This is a genomic window from Bradyrhizobium sp., from assembly GCF_035701725.1.
GTDB lineage: Bacteria > Pseudomonadota > Alphaproteobacteria > Rhizobiales > Xanthobacteraceae > Bradyrhizobium.
Genome location: NZ_DASSRP010000327.1, coordinates 16,639 through 38,922 on the forward strand (window position 1 = coordinate 16,639; position 22,284 = coordinate 38,922).

Consider the following 22,284-nt stretch of genomic DNA (forward strand, 5'->3'; position numbering starts at 1 on the left):
GGAGAGAGCGAAACATGAAACTTGGCTTCTTCACCATGCCGATCCACCCGCTGGAGAAGGATTGGCGGGTTTCGCTTCAAGAGGATCGCGAGGCGTTCCTGCTGGCCGACGAGCTCGGCTTCACCGAGGCCTATGTCGGCGAGCACGTCACCGACCGCGCCGAAAACATCACCTCCTGCGTGTCGTTTCTGGCCTGGATTGCGGCGGCGACGAAAAACATCAAGCTCGGCACCGGCACCGTCAATATGCCGAATACCCACCCGGCCGCGACCGCCGCCCAGCTTGCGATGCTCGATCACATGCTGGACGGGCGGTTGATCTTCGGGATCAGCCCCGGCGGCCTGCTGTCGGATGCGGAACTGTTCGGCAACCTCGACGCCAACCGTAACGAGATGTTTCTGGAAGCGATCAATCAGGTTCTCGAGATCTGGGCCAGCGACCCGCCCTATAACATCAAGGGCAAGTACTGGAACATTTCGGTCGAGCGCACGCTGATGGCCGATATCGGGCAAGGCTTTATCGCCAAGCCGTTGCAGCGGCCACATCCGCCGATCGTGGTCACGGCGGTGGCGCCGTTCTCGAAGGGCGTGACCGAAGCCGCGATTCGCGGCTGGGAACCGATCTCGGCGAACTTTCTGATGCCGGCCTGGGTGAAAAGCCATTGGCCGAAATATGTCGAGGGCTGCGAACGCGGCGGCCGGGTAGCCGATCCCGCCAACTGGCGTGTCGCCAAGAGCGTGTTCGTCGCGAAAGACGCCGCAACCGCCAAGGCCTATGCCACCGACCCGAACGGGCCTTACGCCTTCTACTATCGCTCGCTCTACACCAAGCTGAAGAAGAACGGCCGCATCGAGCTGTTCAAGACGCGGCGCGATCAGCCCGACGATGAGGTGACGCTGGAATCGATCTGCGACAAGCTGATCATCTACGGCACGCCGGACAGCGTCGCCGATCAGTTACTCAAATTCCAGGAAGAAGTCGGAACCTTCGGCACGCTGCTCTATGCCGGCAAGGATTGGAAAGACCGTGAACTCGGCCGCCAGTCCATGATCCTGATGGCGGAGCAGGTGCTGCCGCGCGTCAATGCGGGGATGAAGAAGTAGAGCAGCAGGCCTTGCGATGCCCGACATTCCCTGAGGTGTCGTCATCGCGAGGAGCCCGCGACAAAAATTGCAGAGCAATCTTGCGCTGGAGCGACGAAGTGATTCAGGACTGGCCTGTAAAAAGCTGGATCGCTTCGCTATCGCTCGCGATCATAGGAATAAACGGGATCTACACCGTTTCCTTTACCACCGCCTTGCGCGCTTCTTCCTTCGCGCCAAAGACGCTGGCAAAGCCGGCGAGAAATGCATCGACCGCGTCGCTGATCATCTGTTCCTTGCTCTCGAGCACCGGAGCTTCATAGATGAACTTGCGCACGCCGTAATAGAAGATGCCGGAATGAAACACCCAGACCATCTCGAGTTCGGCCGCGCTCGGCTTGCTTTGCGCCGGCAGGCCCGCCGCATGCCGGCATTCCCGGATGATGCGGCTCAAGATCTTGTCGCGGACGATGCCGACATAGGAACGATTGATTTCGAGCCCTTTGAGGCCCGAATAGAAGTAGATGCGCAGCCATTTGCGGCTGAAGATCACGCCGGTATAGGCGTCATAGAACTCCTTCAAGCGCTCCGGTAGCGGCCGCGTGCGATCGCCGAGCAATTTTTCCCAACCGTCCCCGAACGGCTCGAGATAGACCGTGCGATACACTTCCTTGATCAGGTCGTCCTTGCTGGGGAAATACCGATAAAGCAGCGGCTGGGTTACACCGAGTCTTCGCGCCAGCGCGCGCGTGCCGCCGCCGAACCCTTCTTCGGCGAAAAACTCGGTGGCCTTGGCGACGAACTCCTTGCGCCGATCATCGGGCGACAGCCGCCGCTGTTTGGTTCGCGCCCGCCTGGTGCTGATCTTCTTGCTCATGAGTTGGTGGGTACCGTGACGACGTTCTTGGCAAATCGGCCGAAGCCGCCACTCAGAAACAGCAGCGGCTCCTGCTTGTTGTAGGTGTAGGCTTCGACGGCTCCGAGAAAGATCACGTGGTCGCCGCCGTAATAGCGATTGGCGGCGCGGCATTGGAAATGGGCGACACTGCCCTCGATCAACGGCGCATTGCCGAGCCCGGCCTTCCAATCGACGCCGGTAAACCGGTCGACGCCTGACTTGGCGAATTTGCTGGCAAGCGCCTCCTGAGAAATGCCGAGGACGTTGACGGCAAAATGGCTCGCGTTCTGGAAAATCGGCAAGCCCTGCGAATAGAGGCCAAGACTCCATAGCACGAGCGGCGGATTGATCGAGACCGACGCAAAGGAGTTGCAGGTCAGCCCGTAAGGCTTGCCGTCATCGACCATCGCTGTCACGATGGTGACGCCGGTGGCAAAGGTGCCGAGCGCGTTGCGGAAATCGCGCGGATCGAGCGCCGAGCTTCCGCTCGCGAGCTCATTGGCAGTCTCCGGCTCCGGCACGTGCGTTGGTTTGTCGTTCATCCCGTGGGCCGTCTCTAGAGCGTCAGATTTTCGGAAGGCAGGCCCAGCGCGACCCTGCCATAGTTGGTGCCCGCCGCATCGAAGTTGAAGGCGATGTGGGAGTTGATCGCGTGCGCGTCGCGGAACTGACGCTGCAAGGCGCCGGACATATAAAGACCGCGCGCGCCGCTTGCGGCAAACAGCAGCGACACCGCTTCCGTGCAGAGATTGACGGAAAAGGCGCCATCGCGCCGCAGCTTGGTCTTTTCGAGCATGTCCGGAAAGTGCCCGCCTCGTGCCTGCACAAGCGCCTCGATGCAGGCCGAGCGCATGATCCGCCGCGCCGCATCGATCTTCGAAGACGCTTCGGCGATCTTGATCTGGGTGGTCTGGAGGTCGCCGAGCTTGGCGCGGTTATAGGTGGAGGCGCGGTGCCGCGCCAGATCGACATAATCGTCAAGGCAAGCCTGCGCGTTGCCGAGCGCAACACCGGAGAGCACATAAGGAAACAGCGAGAACACCGGCAACTTGTACAGCGCGTTCGGATTGACGGCGCTGCCGGGCGTCGGCCCGCCCGCGACCTCGTGCACACCGACGGTCATTTCGTGAGCCACGAAAGCGTCTTCGACCTCGACGTCATTGGAGCCGGTGCCGCGCAGGCCGGTCGCATCCCAGGTATCGTTGATGCGATAGTCGCTCTTGGGAAGCAGGAAGATGCGATATTCGATACCGTCGGCGTCATCGTCTGAGGACACCACGCTCGCCAGCATATTCCATTCGCTGCAATTCACGCCCGAGGAGAACGGCCAGCGGCCCCGCAGGACATAGCCACCATCGACCTTCCGGGCGCGTCCGGCCGGAAAGATGAAGGATGAGGCGATCAGCGCATCCGGGTTTTTGCCCCAAACCGCGTCCTGTGCGCGGCGATCGAACATCGCCAGCATCCAGTGATGGCTGGCGAGATTGGCGAAGGTCCAGGCGACCGAAGCATCGCCCTGCCCCATCGCATCGCCGCAATCGATCAATGCAACGTAGTCAAGCTCGGAGCCGCCGACGCGCTTGGGTTGGACGATGCGGAACAGGCCACTTTCATGCAGTTCACGCTCGGTATCTTTGGCAAGGCAGCGCAATTGTTCCGAACTGGAGGCGCGCTCGCGCAAGCGCGGGGCCAGCGCCGCGGCACGCGTCACCATCTCCGCGTAAACGCGGCCATCCGCCTCCGCCCCGGAGGACATCGCATTCGTCTTCAGACCGGTAGCTGTCATGTCGCGATCCTCCCGATCGCCCCGCCAAGCCCGCGTAATCTTATACGCTCGATTCTTCTTTCGTGCGCGCCAGGATGGATCGCGAATGCTGCTTGACCAGCCGGGCGTTTGACGGTTGTTTATCGTCCGATCACTAATTAAGGCGCGGCCTGCGTTGCCCGTCAATCGAATTCGGCAGGGAAGGATCAGCGGCATGGACAAGACGGTCGGAATCGTCGGGCTCGGCATCATGGGCGGCGCGATTGCGCGCAATCTGATCGAGCGCGGATGGCATGTTGTCGGCTTCGACACCGACGCTGGGAAGTGCGCCGAGCTGGCGGAGGCCGGCGTCGCCATTGTCGAAAGCGTGGCCCATGTCGCGCGCAACGTGCCGATCATCATGACGAGCCTGCCGACTCCAGCCGCCGTCGAAAGCGTTGCGAAACAAATCGTCGAATCCGGTGCGCCGCCGCGCATCGTTGTCGAACTCTCCACATTGACGCTTGCCGACAAGCTTCGCTTCGAGGCGACTTTGAAAGCTGCTGGCCATATTGCGCTCGATTGCCCGCTGTCCGGCACCGGTGCGCAGGCCAAGATGCGCGATCTGATCGTCTATGCCAGCGGCGACAGTGCGGCAATCGCCAAATGCGCGCCGCTGTTTGCGGATTTCGGCAAGCAAAGCGCCGACCTCGGCACTTTCGGCAATGGCAGCCGAATGAAGTTCGTCGCCAATCACCTGGTCGCGATCCACAATGTGGCGACCGCCGAAGCCATGATCCTGGCCGAACGCGCCGGCCTCGATCCGAAGCTGGTGGTCGAGATGGTCGGCCCCGGCGCCGGCGGCTCGCGCATGTTCCAGATGCGCGCGCCAATGATGGTCGAGGGCAAGTATGAACCGGCCACTATGAAGGTTTCGACCTGGAAGAAGGACATGGCGATCATCGCCGAATTCGCCGGCGATGTCGGCGTTGAGACGCCGATGTTCACGCTGACACAGCCAGTCTACACCCAGGCCATGGCCATGGGGCTGGGCGATCAGGACACGGCCTCGGTGTTCGAGGTCTTGAAAAAGAACATCGTCAAGGGCGCAAAAAGCGGCAATTAAGCTCAATCGTCGCGGATCGCTACCGCAGCGCGTCAAAACGCGCCAGATCCGGCCGGTTTCGACTTTAGTGCGTGGCCGATTACTCCAGGCGGGGCGTGGTTATCACTTGATCATTTAGGACATCCGTCCGATAAATCGTTCAACAAAACAAGAAGCACGGATATTTCCGCTCATTGCCTTGGGAGGGATCATGACGGTTACACGACGACAGTTCGTCTCCGGCGTTGCCGGCGCAGGCCTGGCGACCCTGGCACGCCCCAATCTCGCATTCGCGCAAGGAAGCGGCCCGGTTCGGGTCGGTCTGCTCGCAGCCAAAACCGGCCCGCTCGCCTCCGGCGGCATCGACATGGAACTGGCGTTGACCATGTTCCTGAAGGAGCACGACAACACGCTGGCCGGCCGCAAGGTCGAACTGATCGTGGCCGATACCGCCGGCGTTCCCGCCACTGCCCGCACCAAGGCGCAGGAACTGGTCGAGAAGAACGACGTCCACTGCATCATTGGCCCGCTTGCCGCCTTCGAGGCGCTGGCAATCATCGACTATCTCACCGAGAAGCAGGTGCCGACGCTCGGCGTCTCCGCCGCCGAAGATATGACACAGCGGCACCCCTCCCCCTGGTATGTCCGGCTGACGTCGACCTCGGCCCAATGCGCCTACCCGCTCGCCGATTATTCGGCGAAGGAACTGAAGTACAAGCGGATGGTCACGATCGCTGACGACTTCGCCTACGGTCACGAGATGTGCGCCGGCTTCCAGCGCGCCTTCGAGGACAATGGCGGCAAGATCATCCAGAAGATCTTTACGCCGCTCGCAACGCCGGACTACGGCAGCTATGTCGCGCAGGTGAAGAACGCGGATGCGATCTTCCTCGGCTATGCCGGCTCCAACGGTTTCCGGTTCTTGCGCCAGTTCGTCGAATACGGCTTGAAGGACAAGATGGCGGTGATCGGCGGCATGACAGCGCTCGACGAATCCGTGCTGCGCAACATGGGCGACGAGGCGCTCGGGATCGTCACGACGAGCTTCTACTCGGCCGAAATCGACAATCCGCTCAACAAGACATTTGCGCCTGCCTTCCGCAAGCAATTCAAGTACGACCCCGGCTATTATGCCGCGAGCACCTACATTGCCGGCGAAGTGCTGGAAGGCGCGCTGAAGGCGATCAAGGCCAACGCGGAGGACAAGAAGGCGCTGATGTCCGCGATCCGCAGCACCAACGTCGATACGATCCGCGGCGTCGTCAAATTCGACGAGTTCGGCAACGTGATCGGCAATGTCTACATCCGCAAGGTGACGCGCAGTGACGGCCGCCTGGTCAACGCCGTGATCAAGACCTATCCGGACGTCAGCCAGTTCTGGACCTACGACAAGACCGAATTCCTGAAGAACCCGGTCTCTTCGCGCGATTATCCGCCGGCCAAGAACCTGGAGCTGTAACTCTCTGAACTAGACCCAACTCCTTATCCACGCAGGAACTGCGCTCCCTCTCCGTCTGGGAGAGGGTCGGGGTGAGGGTTACGGTCTATCGTGAAGCATTGCCCCTCACCGGATGGCTTTGCCATCCGACCTCTCCCCAGCGGGGAGAGGTGAATCGCAAGACGAGTATCGAGACGCTAGATGCAGTTTTGGATCATCCAGGGTCTCAACAGCCTGTCGCTCGGAGGCCTGCTGTTTCTGCTGTCGGCCGGCTTCTCGCTAATCTTCGGCCTGATGCGGCTCGCCAACCTCACGCATGGCGCCTTCTTCATGCTCGGCACCTATCTCGGGGCCGTGGCGATGCGCGACTATACCGGGCTCAACATCTGGGTCACCGCTGTTGGAGCCGGCTTCATCGTTGCTGCGTTCGGCGGACTGTTCGAACGTCTGGTGCTGACGCGGTTGAAAACCAATCCGCTCGGCCAGGTGCTCGTCACGCTCGGCATGGCCTTCATCATCTCCGACGCTTGCCTCGTGTTCTGGGGCGGCGATTCGATCCCGGTGCCGACGCCTCGCAATCTGCAGGCGCCGACGCGGCTGTTCGGCTTCGTCTTCCCGACCTATCGGCTGGTGCTGGTCGGCGTCGCCATCGTCGCGGCGATCGCGCTCTATATCCTGATGGACCGCACGCGGCTCGGCGCCATGATCCGCGCCGGCGTCGACGACCGCCAGATGGCACGCGCGGTCGGTATCCCGGTCTCGCGCCTCTTCACCATCGTGTTTTGCCTCGGCACCGGAATTGCGGGGGCGGCCGGCGTGCTTGGCGGCCCCATTTTGTCCGCTTATCCCGGGCTCGACGCCGACATGCTGCCGCTGGCGCTGATCGTCGTCATCCTCGGCGGCATCGGCAGCCTGTTCGGCGCCTTTGTCGGCAGCTTCATCATCGGATTCATCTACACGTTCGGCACCGCGCTATTCCCGGAGCTTGCCTACATCATCCTGTTTCTACCGATGATCTTTGTGATCGCGTTTCGCCCGCAGGGCCTGTTTGGGCGGCTTGGCACATGAGACTCGGCAAATGAAGTGGATCGCGATCGCCATCTTCGCCGTGCTGGCGCTGTCGCTGCCGTTTATCGCCGGCGATTTCTACGTCAACCTCGCAAGCCAGATCTATATCGCGGCGATCTTCGCGCTCAGCCTCAATCTTCTGGTCGGCTTCGGCGGCATGACCTCGCTCGGTCACGCGTCCTATCTCGGGATTGCGGCCTATCTCTGCGCGCTTCTGACCACCCGTTATGGCTTCGACCATGGTTCCGCCGCGCTGGTCTCGATTCTCGGCACGGTCGCGATGGCGGCTTTCTTCGGCGTGATCGCGCTCCGCGCAACCGGTCTTGGCTTTCTGATGATCACGCTGGCGCTGTCGCAAGTGCTGTGGGGGCTCGCTTATCGCATGTCGAACGTCACCAACGGCGACAACGGCATCACCGGCGTGACCCGCCCTGCCCCGTTCGGCGTTTCGCTCGAAAGCGCAACGGCTTTCTACTGGTTCTCGCTCACCGTCCTCGTGATCGCCTTCATCATGATGGCGGTCTTCGTTTCCTCGTCGTTCGGCTCTTCGCTGAAGGGCGTGCGCGACCAGCCCCGCCGCATGGCAGCGCTCGGCTTCAACCCCTGGATGATCCGCTGGATCACCTTCATTTATGCCGGGTTCTGGGGCGCAATCGCGGGCCTGCTCTACGTCTACTACAATAAATACATCCATCCGACCTCGCTTTCGACTACGAGCTCGGCCGAGGCGCTGCTTGGCGTCATTGCCGGCGGCTCCGGCACGCTGGCAGGCCCTGCGGTCGGCGCAGCGCTGGTGTTGCTGCTCAAGAACTACGCCTCTGCCTATATCGAACGCTGGAACATGCTGCTCGGTCTCGTGTTCCTGTTCATCGTGCTGGTGATGCCGACAGGCATCGTGCCGGGCTTGCAGAAGCTCACGAAACGCTTTCGGGGACGATCGTCATGACCGTACCCTCGCCCGATTTTGCGATCGAGATTGTCGGCCTGAGTAAAGCCTTCGGCGGCCTGAAGGTCACGCAAGGCGTATCGCTCTCGATCCGGCCCGGCGAACGGCGGCTCATTATCGGCCCGAATGGCGCTGGCAAAACCACGCTGTTCAACCAGATCAGCGGCGACATGCGGCCCAACGCCGGCATGATCAAGCTGTTCGGCGAGGATGTAACAACGCTTGCTCCCTATCAGCGCGCCCATCGCGGGCTGTCACGCACCTACCAGATCATCACGCTATTTGCCGGCGACACGCTCGAGCACAATGTCACGCTCGGACTGCTCGGACTGTTGCCGTCGCGCTGGCAGATGTGGCGGCCGCTATCGTCCTATCGGCATCTGGCGGAAGAGGCCCGCCGGACGCTCGACAGCGTCGGGTTGCTGCATCTGGCGGGTCATCCCGTTTCCGAGCTTGCCTATGGCGAAAAGCGCCGGGTCGAACTTGCGATGGCGCTGTCGCAAAAGCCGCGCGTATTGCTGCTGGATGAACCGCTCGCCGGCTTGTCAAACAGCGAGCGCACCACCGTGAAGGCGCTGATTGCCTCGATCTCAAAGCAAACCACCGTCGTCATGATCGAGCACGACATGGATACCGCGCTCGACCTTGCCGAGACCGTGACGCTGCTCAACTACGGCAAGGTCATCGTCGACGGCAAACGCGATCAGGTGATTGCAGATGAGCGAACGCGCGAGGTGTACCTTGGCGCGTGAAGCCCTCACCCTTTCCAACGTCAATGCTTTCTATGGCGACAGCCATATTCTGCATGGCGTCGGTTTTTCGCTCGAGGAAGGCCATGTGCTGGCACTGCTTGGCCGCAACGGCGCCGGCAAGACCACGTGCATCTCTACCATCGTCGGTTTCCTGGCGCCGAAAGAAGGCGACATCCGCCTGTTTGGCGAGGAGATCGGAGGTCTGAGCCCGGAGCGGATTTCGCGCCTCGGTATCGGCCTCGTCCCGCAGGGGCGACGCATCTTTCCGTCGCTGACCGTGCGCGAGAACCTGACCGTCGCGCGTCAGCGCGAACGTGAGACGACCAGGCCCTGGAACGTCGAACGTATCTTCGAGCTGTTCCCGCGCCTGCAGGAACGCCATGCGCAGTTTGCCGGTACGCTCTCCGGCGGCGAGCAGCAGATGCTTGCAATCGGCCGCGCGCTGATGGGAAATCCCCGCGTATTGCTGCTCGATGAGCCGTCCGAGGGCTTGGCGCCCTTGATCGTCGCCGAAGTCGGCCGCACCATCAAACGACTGAAAGAAGATGGCCAGTCGATCGTGCTGGTCGAGCAAAATCGTCAGCTTGCGCTCGATGTCGCCGACCAGGCGGTAATTCTCAACACCGGACGCTGCGTTTTTTCAGGAAATGCGAGCGAGGTTTTGAACAACGAGGAGCTGATCGCGCAACATCTTGGCGTGTATCATGCCCACTGAACCAGGCACGGAACCGAGGGAAATAAGATGAAAGTCGGCGTTTGCGGAACGGGACGGATGGGCGGTTCGATCGCGGAGCGGCTGATCGCGGTCGGCCACGAGGTCGCGGTGTGGAATCGTGACGCCGCCAAGACCAAGCCGCTGGTCGAAGCGGGGGCGAAAGCCTTTGGCTCGCCGGCCGCTCTCGTCGAGGGCTGCGATGTCACCATCGTGATGCTGCTCAACGACGCCGCCACCGAGGCTGTCTATCGTGGCGAAAACGGCCTGCTCAAGGCCAAGCTCGGCGGCAAGCTCATCATCGACATGAGCACGATCCAGCCGGACACCATGAAATCGGTCGGTAATGCCGTAACAAAAGCGGGCGCAGCATTCGTCGAGTGCCCGGTCGGCGGCAGCAAAGTGCCCGCCAAGGAGGGAAAGCTGTTCGGCCTCGTCGGCGGGTCGGATGCCGATGTCGCGCGCGCCAGGCCGCTGCTGGACCAACTTTGCCGGCGGATCGAACATGTCGGGCCGCTCGGCGCTGGCGCGACCTTGAAACTCGCGGTCAATCTGCCGCTCCTCGTCTATTGGCAGGCACTCGGCGAGTCCCTGACGATCTGCAAGCCGCTCAACCTGCCTCCGGAGCGCCTGATCGATATCCTCACCGACACCAACGGCGCACCGGCGGCGATGAAGGCGCGCGGGCCAACCATTGCCAAGGTGCTCGGTGGCGCTCCGCTCGGCGAAACCGCCTTCGGTATCACGGCGGCCAAAAAAGACCTCGCGACCGCCGTGCAATTCGCCGCCTCCCTCCATGCCGAACTGCCGGTTGCGAAAAGCGCGCTGGCCTGCTTTGAGGAGGCGGAAAAAGACGGACTTGGCGAAGCGGACGCGACGACCGTTTCCGTACACTGGACTCGCCGCAAGCCAAACGCCTGATTGAACTACAACCAATAACCAACAGCAGAGCCCCTTCCAATGATCGATGCCAAGAATCGTTATGGCCGCACTGCCGCCCGCAACCACGACGCAGATGGCCTTGCGCGGCGGCCCTCTTCCACCACGATCGATATCCATGCTCATATCGTGGTGCCGCAGGCGGCAAAGCTCGCCGGCCCCCATGTCGATCTGTCGCGCGTGCCGCTGGCACATTTCGCAGATAGCCTGACCAAGGAGATCAACGCGCAGCAGGAAAAGGACGTCGCCGAGGTCATGACGACCATCGACCGCCGCCTGTTCGATCTCGACAAGATGGGCATCGATATCCAGGTCGTCGCGCCGGCGCCGCCGCAATGCTACTACGCGGTCAAGCCGGAGATCGCCGAGCAGGCCCACAAGCTCGCCAATGACGGCGTTGCGGAATATTGCGCGCGCAAACCCGACCGCTTCGTCGGACTGGGCGTCGTGACTTTGCAGGAGCCGGAGCTTGCCGTGCGGGAGCTCGAATACGTGATGAAGGATCTCAAGCTGAAGGGCGTCGAGATCCTCACCAATGTTGACGGCCAGGAATTATCCGATCCGAAATTCCGGCCGTTCTTCGCCCGTGCCGAACAGCTCGGCGCATTCATCATGATGCATCCGAACGGTTTCACTCATGGCGAGCGCCTGACGCACTTCTATTTCAACAACGTGCTCGGCAATCCGCTGGAAACGACGCTCGCGCTTCACAACCTGATCTTCTCCGGCACGCTGGCGCGCTTCCCTGATCTGAAGCTGATGGCGGTCCATGGCGGCGGCTATCTGCCGGGCTATTCGGGCCGCATCGACCACGCCTGGGGCGCACGCAAGGATTCGCAAGGCGAGCTACCGCTGCCGCCAACGACCTATTTGCGGCAGGTCTATCTCGACACCGTCGTCTTCAGCTATCACCAGCTCGCGTATTTGATCGACGTGTTCGGGCCCGACCGTATCGTCATGGGCACGGACTACCCCTTCGACATGGCAGAATACAATCCGATCGGGCATGTCGCGGGTGTCCATGGTATGGACGAGGCGACGCTGGCGCAGATCGCCGGCGGTAACGCCGCACGCGTGCTCGGGCTGGATGTCTGAGGTCGATATCGTCTCATCCTTCCCCGCGCAGCGTGGGGAGGGATGAAACTTTCTCAGCGCGCTGCGCCCGACGTCTTGTAGTCGGGCTGTTCGAACGGGTGCGAGCTTAAGAACTCGGGCATCGCAAAGCAGCGATCGGTAAGCTCCTTCACCTGGGGGTATGCGTCGAGACCGATCTTGAGATATTGCGCGCCGACCACCTGGCCGGCGATGCAGATATCGGCCAGGCCGACGTCCTTGCCGAGCGCAAACGGCGCCGGCTTCCGCCGCGCCAGGAAGCGCTCATAGGTCGCCAGCCCTTCGGTGGTCCAATGCCCACCCCATTCCTCGATCGCCTTGGCGTCGGCGCCAAAAGCTTTTGCGAGATGCTTGCGTACGCGCGGCACGGTTAGCGGATGGGCATCCGCGATCGTCATCAACGCCAGCGATCGTGCATAAGCTCTCTCCTTGGCGTCAACCGGCAGCAACCGCGGGCTGGGCTGGATATCGTCGAGATATTCCATGATCGCCAGCGACTGATAGAGCGAATGGCCGTCATGGATGAAGGTCGGCACCACATGCTCGGGGTTAACGGCATCATAACCCGGCTCGAATTGCTTGCCCTGCAGGATGTCGATCGAGACTTCCTCGAACGGCAGCGCCTTCAATTTCAGCGCAACGCGGATGCGAAACGATGCGATCGACCGCCAAAAGCCGTAAACCTTGATACCCATCGACAAACCTTTATGGCTGGAGGTGTGGATAGCTGTATCATCCGCGAGTGATTAGGCAAGCACGTCAATCCGCACGATTATGTTGTTGCCAGCGCAATAAATAGGCCTGCAACCGCCGAATTCCGGCAGCGAGCACGACACCGACCAGCATCAGGATTGTGACGGCCACCATCATGCCCGAAGCCTCGCCGCGCGCCTCGGATTCGATAATCAGCCGGCCGATCCCCTTTTCGGCGCCGATGAATTCGCCGACGATGACGCCGATCAGTGCAAAGGAAATCGCCGGCGTCAACGACGCAAATACCCAGGCCATGGTCGACGGGATCACCACCGTCCGGGTGATCTGCCACTCGCTCGCCCCAAGCAGCCGCGCGGCATTGATGAAGCCCTCGTCGATCGAGCGCGCGCCTTCGAACGTGTTGTAGAACACGAGAAACACCACCACGATCCACGAAGTCACGATTTTGGAAGTATCGCCGATGCCGAACGCCAGCACGATGATCGGCGCCAGCGCAATGCGCGGGATGGAATTCACCGCGGTGATGAAGGGTTGAAAGATCGCGCTCAGGCGGTCGGAGCGCCCAAGAATGAGCCCGGCGGCAAAGCCCGATGTGACGCCGGTGACGAAACCGAAGAACGTGTTCTTCAGCGTGACGGCGGTGGCGACCCAGAGATTGTTCTCGGTGCGGGCCATGCACTTGGCGAAATCGCCATTGAACCAGCCGCTAAAGACGCCGAGCTTGGATTTCAGGCAGCTCAAAATCAGAAACTGCTCGACGATCTCCGACGGCTTCGAGATGAAATAAGGGTCCAGCAGATCTGGTACGAGCCAGGGAAATTGCGCGTGCAACTGATAGCCCCACTGCCACAGCGATAGCACGATCACGCAGATTAAAACCTGCCATGCCAGGGTGCTGAGCGAATGCCGGCGCGGCTTCATCGCTCGCGTCCCTTGACAAACTCCTCGCCGAGGGAGTGCCAGATGTGCTGGAACAATTCGGCGTAACGCGGCGTCTCCCGCACCTTCACGGCGTCGCGCGGGCGCGCAAAATCGACATCGAACATGTCCTTGATCCGGCCCGGCCGGGCCGAAAACAGAATGATGCGGTCGGCGAGCGTCAGCGCCTCACCGAGATCGTGGGTCACAAACAGTACCGTCTGCTGCTCGCGCTCCCAAATGCGCAGCAACACTTCATGCATGTCGATCTTGGTATGGGTGTCAAGCGCGCCGAAGGGCTCGTCCATTAGAAGGATCTGCGGCTCGACCACCAGCGTGCGCATCAGCGCCGCGCGCTGGCGCATGCCACCGGACAATGCCGAGGGATAGGCATTCTCGAATCCTCTCAGGCCCGCCTGCGCGATGCAGGCCATGACGCGCTCCCTTCGCTCGGCCTCGCTTTTGCCGGCGAGTTGCAGGCCGTAACCGATATTGTCGGCGACCGTGCGCCAGGGAAACAAGGTGTCGCGCTGAAAGACATATCCGACATTGGGCGTCGCCTTACCCGGCGTGATCGCCGTGCCATCGATCAGGATTTGCCCGCTTGAAGGTCTGATCAAGGTCGCAATCATGTTCAGCACAGTGCTCTTGCCCGAGCCGGATGGGCCGAGCAGAGCCACAAACTCGCCGCGCTTCACGCTGAAGGACACCCCGCGCACCGCCTCGATCGCGGCGCCTGCGAGCTGAAAGGTCTTGTTCAAATCCCGGATATCGATGCGGCTCACATCCTGCGACCGATCAAGCGGCATGGCGTCCCCTGGCTCCCTGGCGCTCAAGCTTTCCGGCTTTCGGTCAACCCGGATATGCCTTCTTGGCGGCCTGCACAAAATCGGGAACGACGACTTCGGAAATGGTCAGCGGCTTGATGCCGGTCATTTCCCGGAACCAAACTTTCTCTCCGCGCGAAAAACTCGCCGCGTCGATGACCCCGTCGTAATCCGCAACCCTCTTCAATGCCGTAATTTCCAGGATATTGGCCTTGCGCGAGGTGCTGCCGACATAGGGCTCAATCGCGTCATAGACCTCATCCGGGGAATGCGTCTTGATCCACTGCGACGCGCGCCACAAGGCAGTCACGAAGGCCTGCATCTTCGGCCGGTCCTTGTCGATGGTCGATTGCACCGTGAAATGACAGGTTACCGGCACCTTGCCGCCGATATACTTGTTCCAGATCGCCTCGTCGGTGCCGTCGAAGAGCAGCGTGCCCCAGCCTTGCTCCTGAGATTCGTCGAGCAGCGAAAGCGAGCTGACAAGTATGTCGACCTGCTTACTCTTGAGCGAGCCCAGCATGGTGTCCACGTTTCCGGTACCAATCCAGGTGACTTTCTCTGCAAGACCCATCGTCTCCATATAATAGGATGACCAGACGTGGTTGGTCCCACCGAGCGAGGACACCGAGACGATCGGCTTGCGGCCATCGGGCCGCTTCCATTCCGTGAGCTTTTCCAGCGTCGTGATGCCCTGATCCCAGAGATCCTTGCGAATGATGAACATCACCGCGCTGCTTCGGGTGTCGGTCGGCATCAGGATGCGGCCGGCGCGGCCGTGATTGGCAAGTTGCATCGGATGAGTGACGTCGCCGATGCCGACGTCGCCCTGCGAGGAGGCAATGATTTCGCGGGTCTTCACGCCGCTACCGCCTTGAATGAGCTTGCAGTCGAGGCCGGCCTCCTTGAAGTAACCGATACGATCAGCCACGAACTGCGACTGGTAGATCGGGATCGCGACCGGATAGATGGGACGCCCACTCATGTTTTCGGCACGGACCGAACCAGCGGCGAGGCTGGCGCCACCGGCAATCACAGTCAGCGCCGAACGGCGGGAAAGAACCGTGGCCATCACACCTTCTCCCTTGCATCGCTCGCAACCTTGTCGAGCGCCGCCAGCACCGCATCGCCCATTTCCTTGGTCGAGAGATTTCGCGCGCCGGCTTCGGCAATATCGGCCGTGCGCGCGCCGTTGGCGAGCGCAAGATCGACAGCCTTTTCCAGGAGATCTGCATCCTCTGGCCGGTTGAGCGTCATGCGCAGCATCATAATCACGCTCTGAATGGAGCCGAGCGGATTGGCGATACCCTTGCCGGCAATATCGGGCGCGCTGCCGTGCACCGGCTCGTAAAGCGCCTTGCGGCGACCGTAGCGGTCGACCGGCCCGAGCGAGGCGGACGGCAGCATACCGAGCGATCCCGAAGCCATTGCCGCGCAGTCGGACAGGATATCGCCGAAGATGTTTCCGGTAACCATCACGTCGAACTGCGCAGGTTCACGCACGATCTGCATTGCGGCGTTATCGACATACATATGGCTAAGTTCGACGTCCCGGAACTCTTCCGCATGTAGCGCCGTGACCTCCTCGCGCCACAGCACGCTGGTCTCCAGCACATTGGCCTTGTCGACCGAGCATACTTTGCCGCGCCGCGTGCGCGCGAGTTCGAAGGCCGCGCGCGCCACCCGCCGTACCTGGCTGGTCGTATATTGCTCAGTGTTGAAACCGCGGCGCTGACCATCCGGCAGCGTTTCGATGCCGCGCGGCTCGCCGAAATAGATGCCGCTGGTCAATTCGCGGATGATGACGAAATCAACATCCTTAAGTATCCGCGCTTTCAGCGGCGAAGATTCGGACAAAGCCGGATTCGCGCGGATCGGCCGCAAATTCGCGTAGAGATCGTATTTGTGACGCAGCGACAACAAGCCGCCAGCCTTGCGCGCTTCCGCCGGCACTTCCTTGGTCTCAGGCCCACCGGTCGCACCCCACAGGATCGCATCGGCTTCGTCCATCGCCTCGGCGGTTTCATCCGGCAATACCTTGCCGGTCGAAAGATACGGAATGAGGCCGTATTGCGCCTCGCGCAACGTCATCGCTACGCCGCGTCGCGACGCAAACCAGTCGAGAACGCGTCGAGACTGCGCGGTCACCTCGGGCCCAATGCCTTCGCCGCCAACCACCGCGAGCTTGATCATGTTGGACGAAGCGCTCATGCGTGATTCCTCGCAGAATCCGTTGCGAAATGAATCCAGGGCCGCTCGGCCCGGTCTCTGGCTTGAAAGGATCGAATTTCGTCGTCGCGTTGCAAGGTCAGTTCGACTTCATCTAATCCCCTCAGCAAGCCAGCGCGGCGGCGCGGATCGATCTCGAAGCCGTGCACTTTTCCCGATGGCGAGGTGATGGTCTGCTCTTCCAGATCGATGGAGACGCGCCCGGCTCCCTGGCTGTGCTCGACTTCCATCGCCAGGGCATCGACGATCTGCTTGTCGACGACGATGGGCAGAATGCCGTTTTGGAAACAATTGGCGAAAAAGATGTCCCCGAAACCGGAGCCGATGATGGCGCGGATTCCCATTTCCTGCAATGACCACACCGCGCCTTCGCGCGAGGAACCGCAACCGAAATTCGGACCGGTGATGAGCACTTCAGCATTGCGGTACGGCTCGCGGTTCAGGATGAAATCCGGATTTTCCGATCCGTCCGGCAGGTAGCGCAACGAGCCGAACGCCCATTTGCCGAGCGTGCCGCGAATCGAATTGCCGACCAGGCGCTCGATGCGGATGATGACATCGGTGTCGATATTGGCGCGCATGATCGGAGCGGCGATCGCGCTGAGCTTTGTAAACGGATTGGGCATCTATCGCTCCATGGTCCGAACGTCGGCAATCGCGCCCGAAATGGCGGCGGCGGCGGCCATTGCCGGACTGGCGAGGTGCGTACGCGCACGCGGTCCTTGCCGGCCGATGAAATTGCGGTTGGATGTCGAGACCGAGCGCTGGCCCGGCGCCACGACTTCACCGTTGGCGGCAAGGCACATCGAGCAGCCGGGCTCGCGCCATTCGAAGCCGGCTTCGGTGAACAGCTTGTCGAGTCCTTCGGCGATCGCCTCGCGCTTCACCGTCTCCGAGCCCGGCACGACCCAGGCCCTAACGTTGGGGGCAACCTTGCGGCCGCGCGCGATCGCGGCCGCCGCGCGCAAATCGCTCATGCGGCTGTTGGTGCAGGAACCGATGAAAACCCAATCGACCGGTGTGCCAGCGATCGGCGCGCCGGGCTTGAGCCCCATATAGTCGATCGCGGTTTCGATAGCGGAGCGACGCGCGGGATCGGCTATGTCGGCCGGGTCCGGCACGTGGCCATCGACACCGACGACATGCTCGGGGCTGATGCCCCAGGTGATCTGCGGGATGATCTTGTTCACGTCGATGGTGACTTCGCGGTCGAACACCGCATCCGCATCGCTTGGCAGTTGGCGCCACGCGGCGACGGCGCGTTCCCACATCGCGCCCTTTGGCGCATAGCGCCGGCCGCGGATGAATTCGTAGGTCTTCTCATCCGGCCCGATCATGCCCATCTTCGCGCCAAGCTCGATCGAGAGGTTGCAGATGGTAAGCCGCCCTTCAATTGGCATTTCGCGGATCGCACTGCCGGCATATTCGACGGCGTAGCCGGTGCCGCCGGCCGCGCCGACATGGCCGATCAGCGCAAGGATGAGGTCCTTGGGCGTTACGCCAGCGGACATTTTGCCTTCGAACTTCACACGCATGGTCTTGGGGCGCCGCTGGATCAGCGCCTGCGTCGCCAGCACGTGCGTCAGCTCGCTCGAGCCGATGCCGAACGCGAGCGCGCCCAATCCGCCATGGGTACAGGTGTGACTGTCGCCGCAAACGATCAGGCACCCGGGCAGGCTCAGTCCGAGTTCGGGACCGATGACGTGAACGATACCCTGGCCCGGCTGATCCACGTCGAACATCGTAATGCCGCTGGCGGATGTCTCCGCGCGCAAGCCTTCCAGGAGTTCCAGCCCGGTCTTGCTGGTGCCGGCCCGGCCCTGAGCCGATGAGATCGCGTGATCCGGCGTCGCAAACGTCAGTTCCGGATTGTGAACCGCCAGATTTCGGCCTTTGAGGTCGAGCAATCCGCGCGAGCCGCCGAGATCGTGCAGCAGGTGGCGGTCGATGTGAAGCAGGTCGGTATCGTCGCTAATTCGGGCGATGACATGCTGGTCCCAGATCTTGGCCAGCATGGTACGGCCGCGTGTGGCCTGAGCACGTGTTTCCAAGTGCGCCTCCCTTGATGGCCACGGAATTTCACCGTCGTCAGCCGTTTTCGGCTTAGTTTATGAGGGCCTCATTGGGCCCTGGCCTTGAGCACATCAAAGCACAACAACTCCCGCTTCGGCTAGCCTTGAGTTCGCCCGGCCCGCGCGGCGAGCGATGAGGCGCATGCAACGGTCGCGCTGCCTGCGATTGCAGCAGGCAGGCGACGACCGTCGCGGCATGGTTCGCCTGCGCCTATACCACGAAGACCGTCGAGCCGGTGGTCTTGCGCGCCGCAAGATCGGCATGCGCCTTGGCGGCGTCCTTGAGCGCGTAGGTCTGGTTGACGTTGATCTTCACCGCCCCAGAGGCGACGACTTCGAACAGCTCCTTTGCCATGGCGCGAAGATTTTCCGACTTGGCCGCGTAGGTGTTGAGCGTCGGTCGCGTTACGAACAGCGAGCCCTTCTGCGCCAAAAGGCCGAGATTGAGCGGTTCGACACCGCCCGAGGATTGACCGAACAGCGCGGCAATACCGAGCGGCGCCAAACAATCGAGCGACTTCAGGAAGGTATCCTTGCCGACGGAATCATAGACCACTGGCACCTTTTTGCCGCCGGTGATTTCGTCGACCCGTTTCACGAAATCCTCGCGGGAATAGACAATGGTATGCGCACAGCCATGGGCCTTGGCAAGTGCGGCCTTCTCGTCGCTGCCGACGGTGCCGATCACGGTGGCGCCGAGGTGCTTGGCCCATTGCGACAGAATAAGACCGACACCGCCCGCCGCGGCATGAAGCAGGATCGTATCACCCGCCTTGACCCGATAGGTCTGGCGGATGAGGTACTGCACCGTAAGCCCCTTGAGCATCATCGCAGCTGCGGTCTTGTCGTCGATACTATCAGGCAACTTGAGCAGGCGATCGGCCGGGATGAGCCGCGCTTCGGCATAGGCCCCAAGCGGCGCCGCGCCATAGGCGACACGATCGCCCGGCTTCAAATCGGTGACGGCGGAACCGACCTCCTCGACAACACCGGCGCCCTCACCGCCCAGCCCGCTTGGCAGCGGCAGCGGATAGACACCGGAGCGATTATAGATGTCGACGAAATTGAGGCCCACCGCAGTGTGGCGAATACGCGCCTCCCCAGGCCCGGGCTTGCCGACATTGACCTCCTCCCAGATCAGAACTTCGGGACCGCCGGTTTTATGAAAGCGGATGGCATGCGTCATGGGAACAACTCCTGAGGGAACGGACACGACAAAATCGGGACTTCAACGGCATCGATGCCTGCAGACACTATTATAACGTCGCCGCGGGAGCGAAAATACACGCCCCTGCGATTGGCGCAGCCAAAAACGAATTTTGTCTGCTCCAGAAACGACAAAAAGCCCGGCGGCCGAAACGGCCACCGGGCTCTCTCGTGCACAACGATGTACGGCCGTGATCATCCGGCCGTCATCAAGATCTTGCCGAACACGCCGGCTTCGGCCAAGGCGGCGATCCGCGCGTCATCATAGCCGAGTGTATCGCGCAACACCTCTCTGGTGTGCTGCCCCAGCAAGGGCGCGGCCACTGGATCGATCGCCGGCGTCAGCGACAGGTTAAGTGGGGTTTCGATATTCGGAACGGTGCCCGCCGTCGGATGCGGGATTTCGCTGACGCGATGGCGTTCGCGCGCTTCCGGCGAGTTGAAGGCTTCCTCGACGGTGCGCAGATAACCCACCGGAATATTGGCCGCCTTCATCTTGGCGACCCAGCTTTCGCGGGTGTCCTTGGCAAAAACTTCGGTGAGGATGGCGCGCAGCTTGTCCTTGTTGGCGGTCCGCGAGCGACGGTCGCCGAATTCGCCACTGACGAGATCGGGACGGCCCAGCACCTCAACGACCAGACGACGGTACAGACGGTCATTGGCGCACGCGATATAGAATGGCGCGTCAGAGCCTTGATAGATGCCGACCGACGGCGAACCGTTCGGCGAATTTCCCTGACGGCTCGGATTCACGCCGCTCATCAGATAGGCCATGCCGTAGAACTGCGTCATGGCGAGCGCCATGTCGAACAGCGCCACCTCGACGTGCTGGCCGCGGCCGAGTTTGTCGCGGGCCAACAGCGCCAGAAGGATCGCGTTGCAGGCTGACATGCCCGTCAGCATGTCGACTGCCGGCGGCCCGGTCCGCACCGGCGGACCATCCGGAAAGCCGTTGAGTGACATGAAACCGCTTTCGGCCTGGGTAATCGGATCGAAGCCCGGGCGCGAGGCGAACGGACCTGTGCGGCCATAGGCCGAGATCGAACAATAAACAAGACGCGGATGCCGAGGGGCGACCGACGCATAGTCGAGGCCGTACTTCTTCATCACACCAGAGGAAAAATTCTCGACCACGACGTCGGCTTTCGCGATCAATTCGTGCGCGACAGCGCAGGCCTCAGACTTGGTCAGATCAAGCGCGATGCCGCGCTTGTTGCGATTGAGGCTGATGAAGGCCGCGCTCTCACCGGCGAGATCGGCGTGCTCATAGTGCCGCGAGTCGTCGCCGCCTTCGGGGTTTTCGATCTTGATGACGCTGGCGCCGAAATCGGCCAGCGTCTGGGTACAGGCGGGACCAGCGACGACGCGGGTAAAATCGACGACCAGAAGACCATCCAGGGCGGTCGGAGCCCCCTTCTCTCTCGGCATCCGGCTCGGCAGTTGCGGTCTCGCAGTCATGATCGGCGCGTTCCTTCCCGTCTCTCGATCCTGTCTGGATCGTTGGGGGCAATTGTATACGGGCCGTTGTGGTTCTTCCAAGAGCGAGCGCTTCGTCTGCCGCTCCGTTATCGCCTTTTCGAATGGGTGCTATGAGAAGAAGCGCCGGCAAGAAGGCTCTTGCGCCAATAAAGCGTTTCCGGAAAAGCCCATGGATAGCGGGGCCAGAACATCCGGTAACCGGCCCGAATGAAGTTATTGGCGGAGACAATGTTGGCGGTCGTATCGGACACCAGACAATTCCAGCCATTGCGTCGCGCCCGCGCTTCCATGGCTCTCATCAAGCGGAGCTGAAGGCGTTGACCCCAGTGGCGCTGCAAGACCCCGACCCGACAAAAATATCCGGCATTGCGGACGTGCGTCGACGGCACGACACCGGCAAACGCGACCGGCGTCGCCTCACGAAAAGCGAGCCACCAATGTCCCGTTTCGAACGACGGAATTGCGGCTCCATCGAAGAACGTTAGGCGATGCAATTCACCGAGAACATCGACGATCTCATCGTCGCGCGCGTCCACTTCGCGGATCCAGTAGGTTGATCTCAGGACCTCAGGCATCGCTTCGCATGCTCGATATCTTTGGCCGTAAAGCCTTTGGCGCGCGCCCAGGACTCCGCCACCGCCTCGCCATAGCGCGCCACCGCGCGCTTGATAACCCAGCAGGGAACAGCGTCCGCCGGCGAAGAGCTCAGCAGCGCGACCACCAGTGTGAGATGGATCATTTGCCGAGCATCGCCTTGAGGCCGAGCCAGAGGGCGCCGAGAAAACCCGCAACGATGATGCTGATCGCCGCCTTGAACGTGAAACCCTGGGCTTGCTCAACGCTCTTGCGCCAGCGCCGCAAGTGCTGGAAATCAGCGCGCAACTCCTGTCCCACCCACTGAACGATCCAGATCGTGTAGCTATCGGCCTGCGCGCCGGCGCCGCCGATATCGTGAAAGGCGCGCAGCGGCAGCAGCGGATCGGCCGCTACCTTGCAAATGCGTCCCTGCGCGCGGGCCTGCGCCAATAACGGCGCGAAGTAC

At 61.7% G+C, this 22,284-nt stretch carries 23 protein-coding genes and 1 pseudogene; 9 read left to right on the plus strand and 15 right to left on the minus strand.

Going from position 1 to position 22,284, the window contains the following annotated elements; translation table 11 throughout:
- Window positions 1-14: 14 nt before the first annotated feature.
- Complete coding sequence (locus VFL62_RS19690) at window positions 15-1,103, plus strand: LLM class flavin-dependent oxidoreductase (RefSeq protein WP_325174052.1); 1,089 nt, start codon at window positions 15-17, stop codon at window positions 1,101-1,103.
- 169 nt (window positions 1,104-1,272) lie between these two features.
- Here VFL62_RS19690 and VFL62_RS19695 read toward each other — a convergent pair whose 3' ends face one another.
- The 3 genes from VFL62_RS19695 to VFL62_RS19705 are packed head-to-tail and all read right to left on the minus strand — an operon-like array spanning window position 1,273 to window position 3,766.
- A complete protein-coding gene (locus VFL62_RS19695; protein WP_325174053.1) occupies window positions 1,273-1,959 on the minus strand; it encodes a TetR/AcrR family transcriptional regulator in 687 nt (228 codons plus the stop codon).
- Window positions 1,956-2,522, minus strand: a complete 567-nt coding sequence (locus VFL62_RS19700; RefSeq protein ID WP_325174054.1) for a flavin reductase family protein — start codon at window positions 2,520-2,522, stop codon at window positions 1,956-1,958. Before VFL62_RS19700 ends, VFL62_RS19695 begins: the two co-directional genes overlap by 4 nt.
- 14 nt (window positions 2,523-2,536) lie before the next feature.
- Window positions 2,537-3,766 (minus strand): acyl-CoA dehydrogenase family protein, encoded by a 1,230-nt coding sequence (locus tag VFL62_RS19705; protein ID WP_414644782.1) that lies wholly within the window; start codon window positions 3,764-3,766, stop codon window positions 2,537-2,539.
- A 193-nt stretch (window positions 3,767-3,959) separates the two neighbouring features.
- Here VFL62_RS19705 and VFL62_RS19710 point away from each other — a divergent pair, with 193 nt between their 5' ends.
- From VFL62_RS19710 to VFL62_RS19750, 8 genes and pseudogenes are all read left to right on the plus strand, one after another.
- Window positions 3,960-4,850: an NAD(P)-dependent oxidoreductase gene (locus VFL62_RS19710; protein ID WP_325174055.1), complete on the plus strand. Its 891-nt coding sequence runs from the start codon at window positions 3,960-3,962 to the stop codon at window positions 4,848-4,850.
- A gap of 190 nt (window positions 4,851-5,040) precedes the next feature.
- On the plus strand, window positions 5,041-6,288 hold the full coding sequence (locus VFL62_RS19715; protein ID WP_325174056.1) for an ABC transporter substrate-binding protein: 1,248 nt from the start codon (window positions 5,041-5,043) through the stop codon (window positions 6,286-6,288).
- A gap of 180 nt (window positions 6,289-6,468) precedes the next feature.
- Entirely contained in the window at window positions 6,469-7,335 is an 867-nt protein-coding gene (locus VFL62_RS19720; RefSeq protein WP_325174057.1) for a branched-chain amino acid ABC transporter permease, read from the plus strand.
- Between the two features lie 10 nt (window positions 7,336-7,345).
- Entirely contained in the window at window positions 7,346-8,281 is a 936-nt protein-coding gene (locus VFL62_RS19725; RefSeq protein ID WP_325174058.1) for a branched-chain amino acid ABC transporter permease, read from the plus strand.
- Window positions 8,278-9,033 (plus strand): ABC transporter ATP-binding protein, encoded by a 756-nt coding sequence (locus VFL62_RS19730; RefSeq protein ID WP_325174059.1) that lies wholly within the window; start codon window positions 8,278-8,280, stop codon window positions 9,031-9,033. Before VFL62_RS19725 ends, VFL62_RS19730 begins: the two co-directional genes overlap by 4 nt.
- Window positions 9,023-9,748: an ABC transporter ATP-binding protein gene (locus VFL62_RS19735; protein WP_325174060.1), complete on the plus strand. Its 726-nt coding sequence runs from the start codon at window positions 9,023-9,025 to the stop codon at window positions 9,746-9,748. Before VFL62_RS19730 ends, VFL62_RS19735 begins: the two co-directional genes overlap by 11 nt.
- A gap of 18 nt (window positions 9,749-9,766) precedes the next feature.
- Window positions 9,767-10,666, plus strand: a pseudogene (locus VFL62_RS26865) (NAD(P)-dependent oxidoreductase); the annotation flags it as partial.
- A 39-nt stretch (window positions 10,667-10,705) separates the two neighbouring features.
- On the plus strand, window positions 10,706-11,779 hold the full coding sequence (locus tag VFL62_RS19750) for an amidohydrolase family protein (protein ID WP_325174061.1): 1,074 nt from the start codon (window positions 10,706-10,708) through the stop codon (window positions 11,777-11,779).
- A gap of 53 nt (window positions 11,780-11,832) precedes the next feature.
- Here the strand turns inward: VFL62_RS19750 and maiA are convergent, their stop codons facing one another.
- The 12 genes from maiA to VFL62_RS19810 all read right to left on the minus strand — a co-directional run bounded on the left by maiA (window position 11,833) and on the right by VFL62_RS19810 (window position 22,268).
- Complete coding sequence (gene maiA, locus VFL62_RS19755; RefSeq protein WP_325174062.1) at window positions 11,833-12,492, minus strand: maleylacetoacetate isomerase; 660 nt, start codon at window positions 12,490-12,492, stop codon at window positions 11,833-11,835.
- A 64-nt stretch (window positions 12,493-12,556) separates the two neighbouring features.
- Window positions 12,557-13,432 (minus strand): ABC transporter permease, encoded by an 876-nt coding sequence (locus VFL62_RS19760; protein WP_325174063.1) that lies wholly within the window; start codon window positions 13,430-13,432, stop codon window positions 12,557-12,559.
- Window positions 13,429-14,238: an ABC transporter ATP-binding protein gene (locus VFL62_RS19765; protein WP_325174064.1), complete on the minus strand. Its 810-nt coding sequence runs from the start codon at window positions 14,236-14,238 to the stop codon at window positions 13,429-13,431. Before VFL62_RS19765 ends, VFL62_RS19760 begins: the two co-directional genes overlap by 4 nt.
- Window positions 14,239-14,281: 43 nt before the next feature.
- Window positions 14,282-15,328 (minus strand): ABC transporter substrate-binding protein, encoded by a 1,047-nt coding sequence (locus VFL62_RS19770; RefSeq protein WP_325174065.1) that lies wholly within the window; start codon window positions 15,326-15,328, stop codon window positions 14,282-14,284.
- On the minus strand, window positions 15,328-16,467 hold the full coding sequence (gene leuB / locus VFL62_RS19775) for a 3-isopropylmalate dehydrogenase (RefSeq protein ID WP_325174066.1): 1,140 nt from the start codon (window positions 16,465-16,467) through the stop codon (window positions 15,328-15,330). The genes VFL62_RS19770 and leuB overlap by 1 nt, the downstream gene beginning before the upstream one ends.
- A complete protein-coding gene (gene leuD / locus VFL62_RS19780; protein ID WP_325174067.1) occupies window positions 16,464-17,111 on the minus strand; it encodes a 3-isopropylmalate dehydratase small subunit in 648 nt (215 codons plus the stop codon). Before leuD ends, leuB begins: the two co-directional genes overlap by 4 nt.
- Complete coding sequence (gene leuC, locus VFL62_RS19785; RefSeq protein WP_325174075.1) at window positions 17,112-18,500, minus strand: 3-isopropylmalate dehydratase large subunit; 1,389 nt, start codon at window positions 18,498-18,500, stop codon at window positions 17,112-17,114.
- 268 nt (window positions 18,501-18,768) lie between these two features.
- A complete protein-coding gene (locus tag VFL62_RS19790; RefSeq protein WP_325174068.1) occupies window positions 18,769-19,743 on the minus strand; it encodes a quinone oxidoreductase in 975 nt (324 codons plus the stop codon).
- 215 nt (window positions 19,744-19,958) lie between these two features.
- Window positions 19,959-21,221, minus strand: coding sequence for a CoA transferase (locus VFL62_RS19795; protein ID WP_325174069.1), 1,263 nt, complete (start codon window positions 21,219-21,221; stop codon window positions 19,959-19,961).
- Between the two features lie 107 nt (window positions 21,222-21,328).
- Window positions 21,329-21,817, minus strand: a complete 489-nt coding sequence (locus VFL62_RS19800) for a GNAT family N-acetyltransferase (protein WP_325174070.1) — start codon at window positions 21,815-21,817, stop codon at window positions 21,329-21,331.
- Complete coding sequence (locus tag VFL62_RS19805; RefSeq protein ID WP_325174071.1) at window positions 21,802-21,981, minus strand: hypothetical protein; 180 nt, start codon at window positions 21,979-21,981, stop codon at window positions 21,802-21,804. Before VFL62_RS19805 ends, VFL62_RS19800 begins: the two co-directional genes overlap by 16 nt.
- Entirely contained in the window at window positions 21,978-22,268 is a 291-nt protein-coding gene (locus VFL62_RS19810) for a hypothetical protein (protein ID WP_325174076.1), read from the minus strand. Before VFL62_RS19810 ends, VFL62_RS19805 begins: the two co-directional genes overlap by 4 nt.
- Between the last annotated feature and the right edge of the window lie 16 nt (window positions 22,269-22,284).

Coding starts and splice junctions, on each gene's coding strand:
- maiA (WP_325174062.1), bottom strand. CDS start 12,492: ATGGGTATCAAGGTTTACGGCTTTTGGCGGTCGATCGCATCGTTTCGC.
- VFL62_RS19770 (WP_325174065.1), bottom strand. CDS start 15,328: ATGGCCACGGTTCTTTCCCGCCGTTCGGCGCTGACTGTGATTGCCGGT.
- VFL62_RS19695 (WP_325174053.1), bottom strand. CDS start 1,959: ATGAGCAAGAAGATCAGCACCAGGCGGGCGCGAACCAAACAGCGGCGG.
- VFL62_RS19800 (WP_325174070.1), bottom strand. CDS start 21,817: ATGCCTGAGGTCCTGAGATCAACCTACTGGATCCGCGAAGTGGACGCG.
- VFL62_RS19795 (WP_325174069.1), bottom strand. CDS start 21,221: ATGACTGCGAGACCGCAACTGCCGAGCCGGATGCCGAGAGAGAAGGGG.
- VFL62_RS19790 (WP_325174068.1), bottom strand. CDS start 19,743: ATGACGCATGCCATCCGCTTTCATAAAACCGGCGGTCCCGAAGTTCTG.
- VFL62_RS19760 (WP_325174063.1), bottom strand. CDS start 13,432: ATGAAGCCGCGCCGGCATTCGCTCAGCACCCTGGCATGGCAGGTTTTA.
- VFL62_RS19720 (WP_325174057.1), top strand. CDS start 6,469: ATGCAGTTTTGGATCATCCAGGGTCTCAACAGCCTGTCGCTCGGAGGC.
- VFL62_RS19725 (WP_325174058.1), top strand. CDS start 7,346: ATGAAGTGGATCGCGATCGCCATCTTCGCCGTGCTGGCGCTGTCGCTG.
- VFL62_RS19710 (WP_325174055.1), top strand. CDS start 3,960: ATGGACAAGACGGTCGGAATCGTCGGGCTCGGCATCATGGGCGGCGCG.
- leuB (WP_325174066.1), bottom strand. CDS start 16,467: ATGAGCGCTTCGTCCAACATGATCAAGCTCGCGGTGGTTGGCGGCGAA.
- VFL62_RS19690 (WP_325174052.1), top strand. CDS start 15: ATGAAACTTGGCTTCTTCACCATGCCGATCCACCCGCTGGAGAAGGAT.
- VFL62_RS19705 (WP_414644782.1), bottom strand. CDS start 3,766: ATGACAGCTACCGGTCTGAAGACGAATGCGATGTCCTCCGGGGCGGAG.
- VFL62_RS19715 (WP_325174056.1), top strand. CDS start 5,041: ATGACGGTTACACGACGACAGTTCGTCTCCGGCGTTGCCGGCGCAGGC.
- leuC (WP_325174075.1), bottom strand. CDS start 18,500: ATGCTGGCCAAGATCTGGGACCAGCATGTCATCGCCCGAATTAGCGAC.
- VFL62_RS19805 (WP_325174071.1), bottom strand. CDS start 21,981: ATGATCCATCTCACACTGGTGGTCGCGCTGCTGAGCTCTTCGCCGGCG.
- VFL62_RS19700 (WP_325174054.1), bottom strand. CDS start 2,522: ATGAACGACAAACCAACGCACGTGCCGGAGCCGGAGACTGCCAATGAG.
- VFL62_RS19765 (WP_325174064.1), bottom strand. CDS start 14,238: ATGCCGCTTGATCGGTCGCAGGATGTGAGCCGCATCGATATCCGGGAT.
- VFL62_RS19750 (WP_325174061.1), top strand. CDS start 10,706: ATGATCGATGCCAAGAATCGTTATGGCCGCACTGCCGCCCGCAACCAC.
- leuD (WP_325174067.1), bottom strand. CDS start 17,111: ATGCCCAATCCGTTTACAAAGCTCAGCGCGATCGCCGCTCCGATCATG.
- VFL62_RS19730 (WP_325174059.1), top strand. CDS start 8,278: ATGACCGTACCCTCGCCCGATTTTGCGATCGAGATTGTCGGCCTGAGT.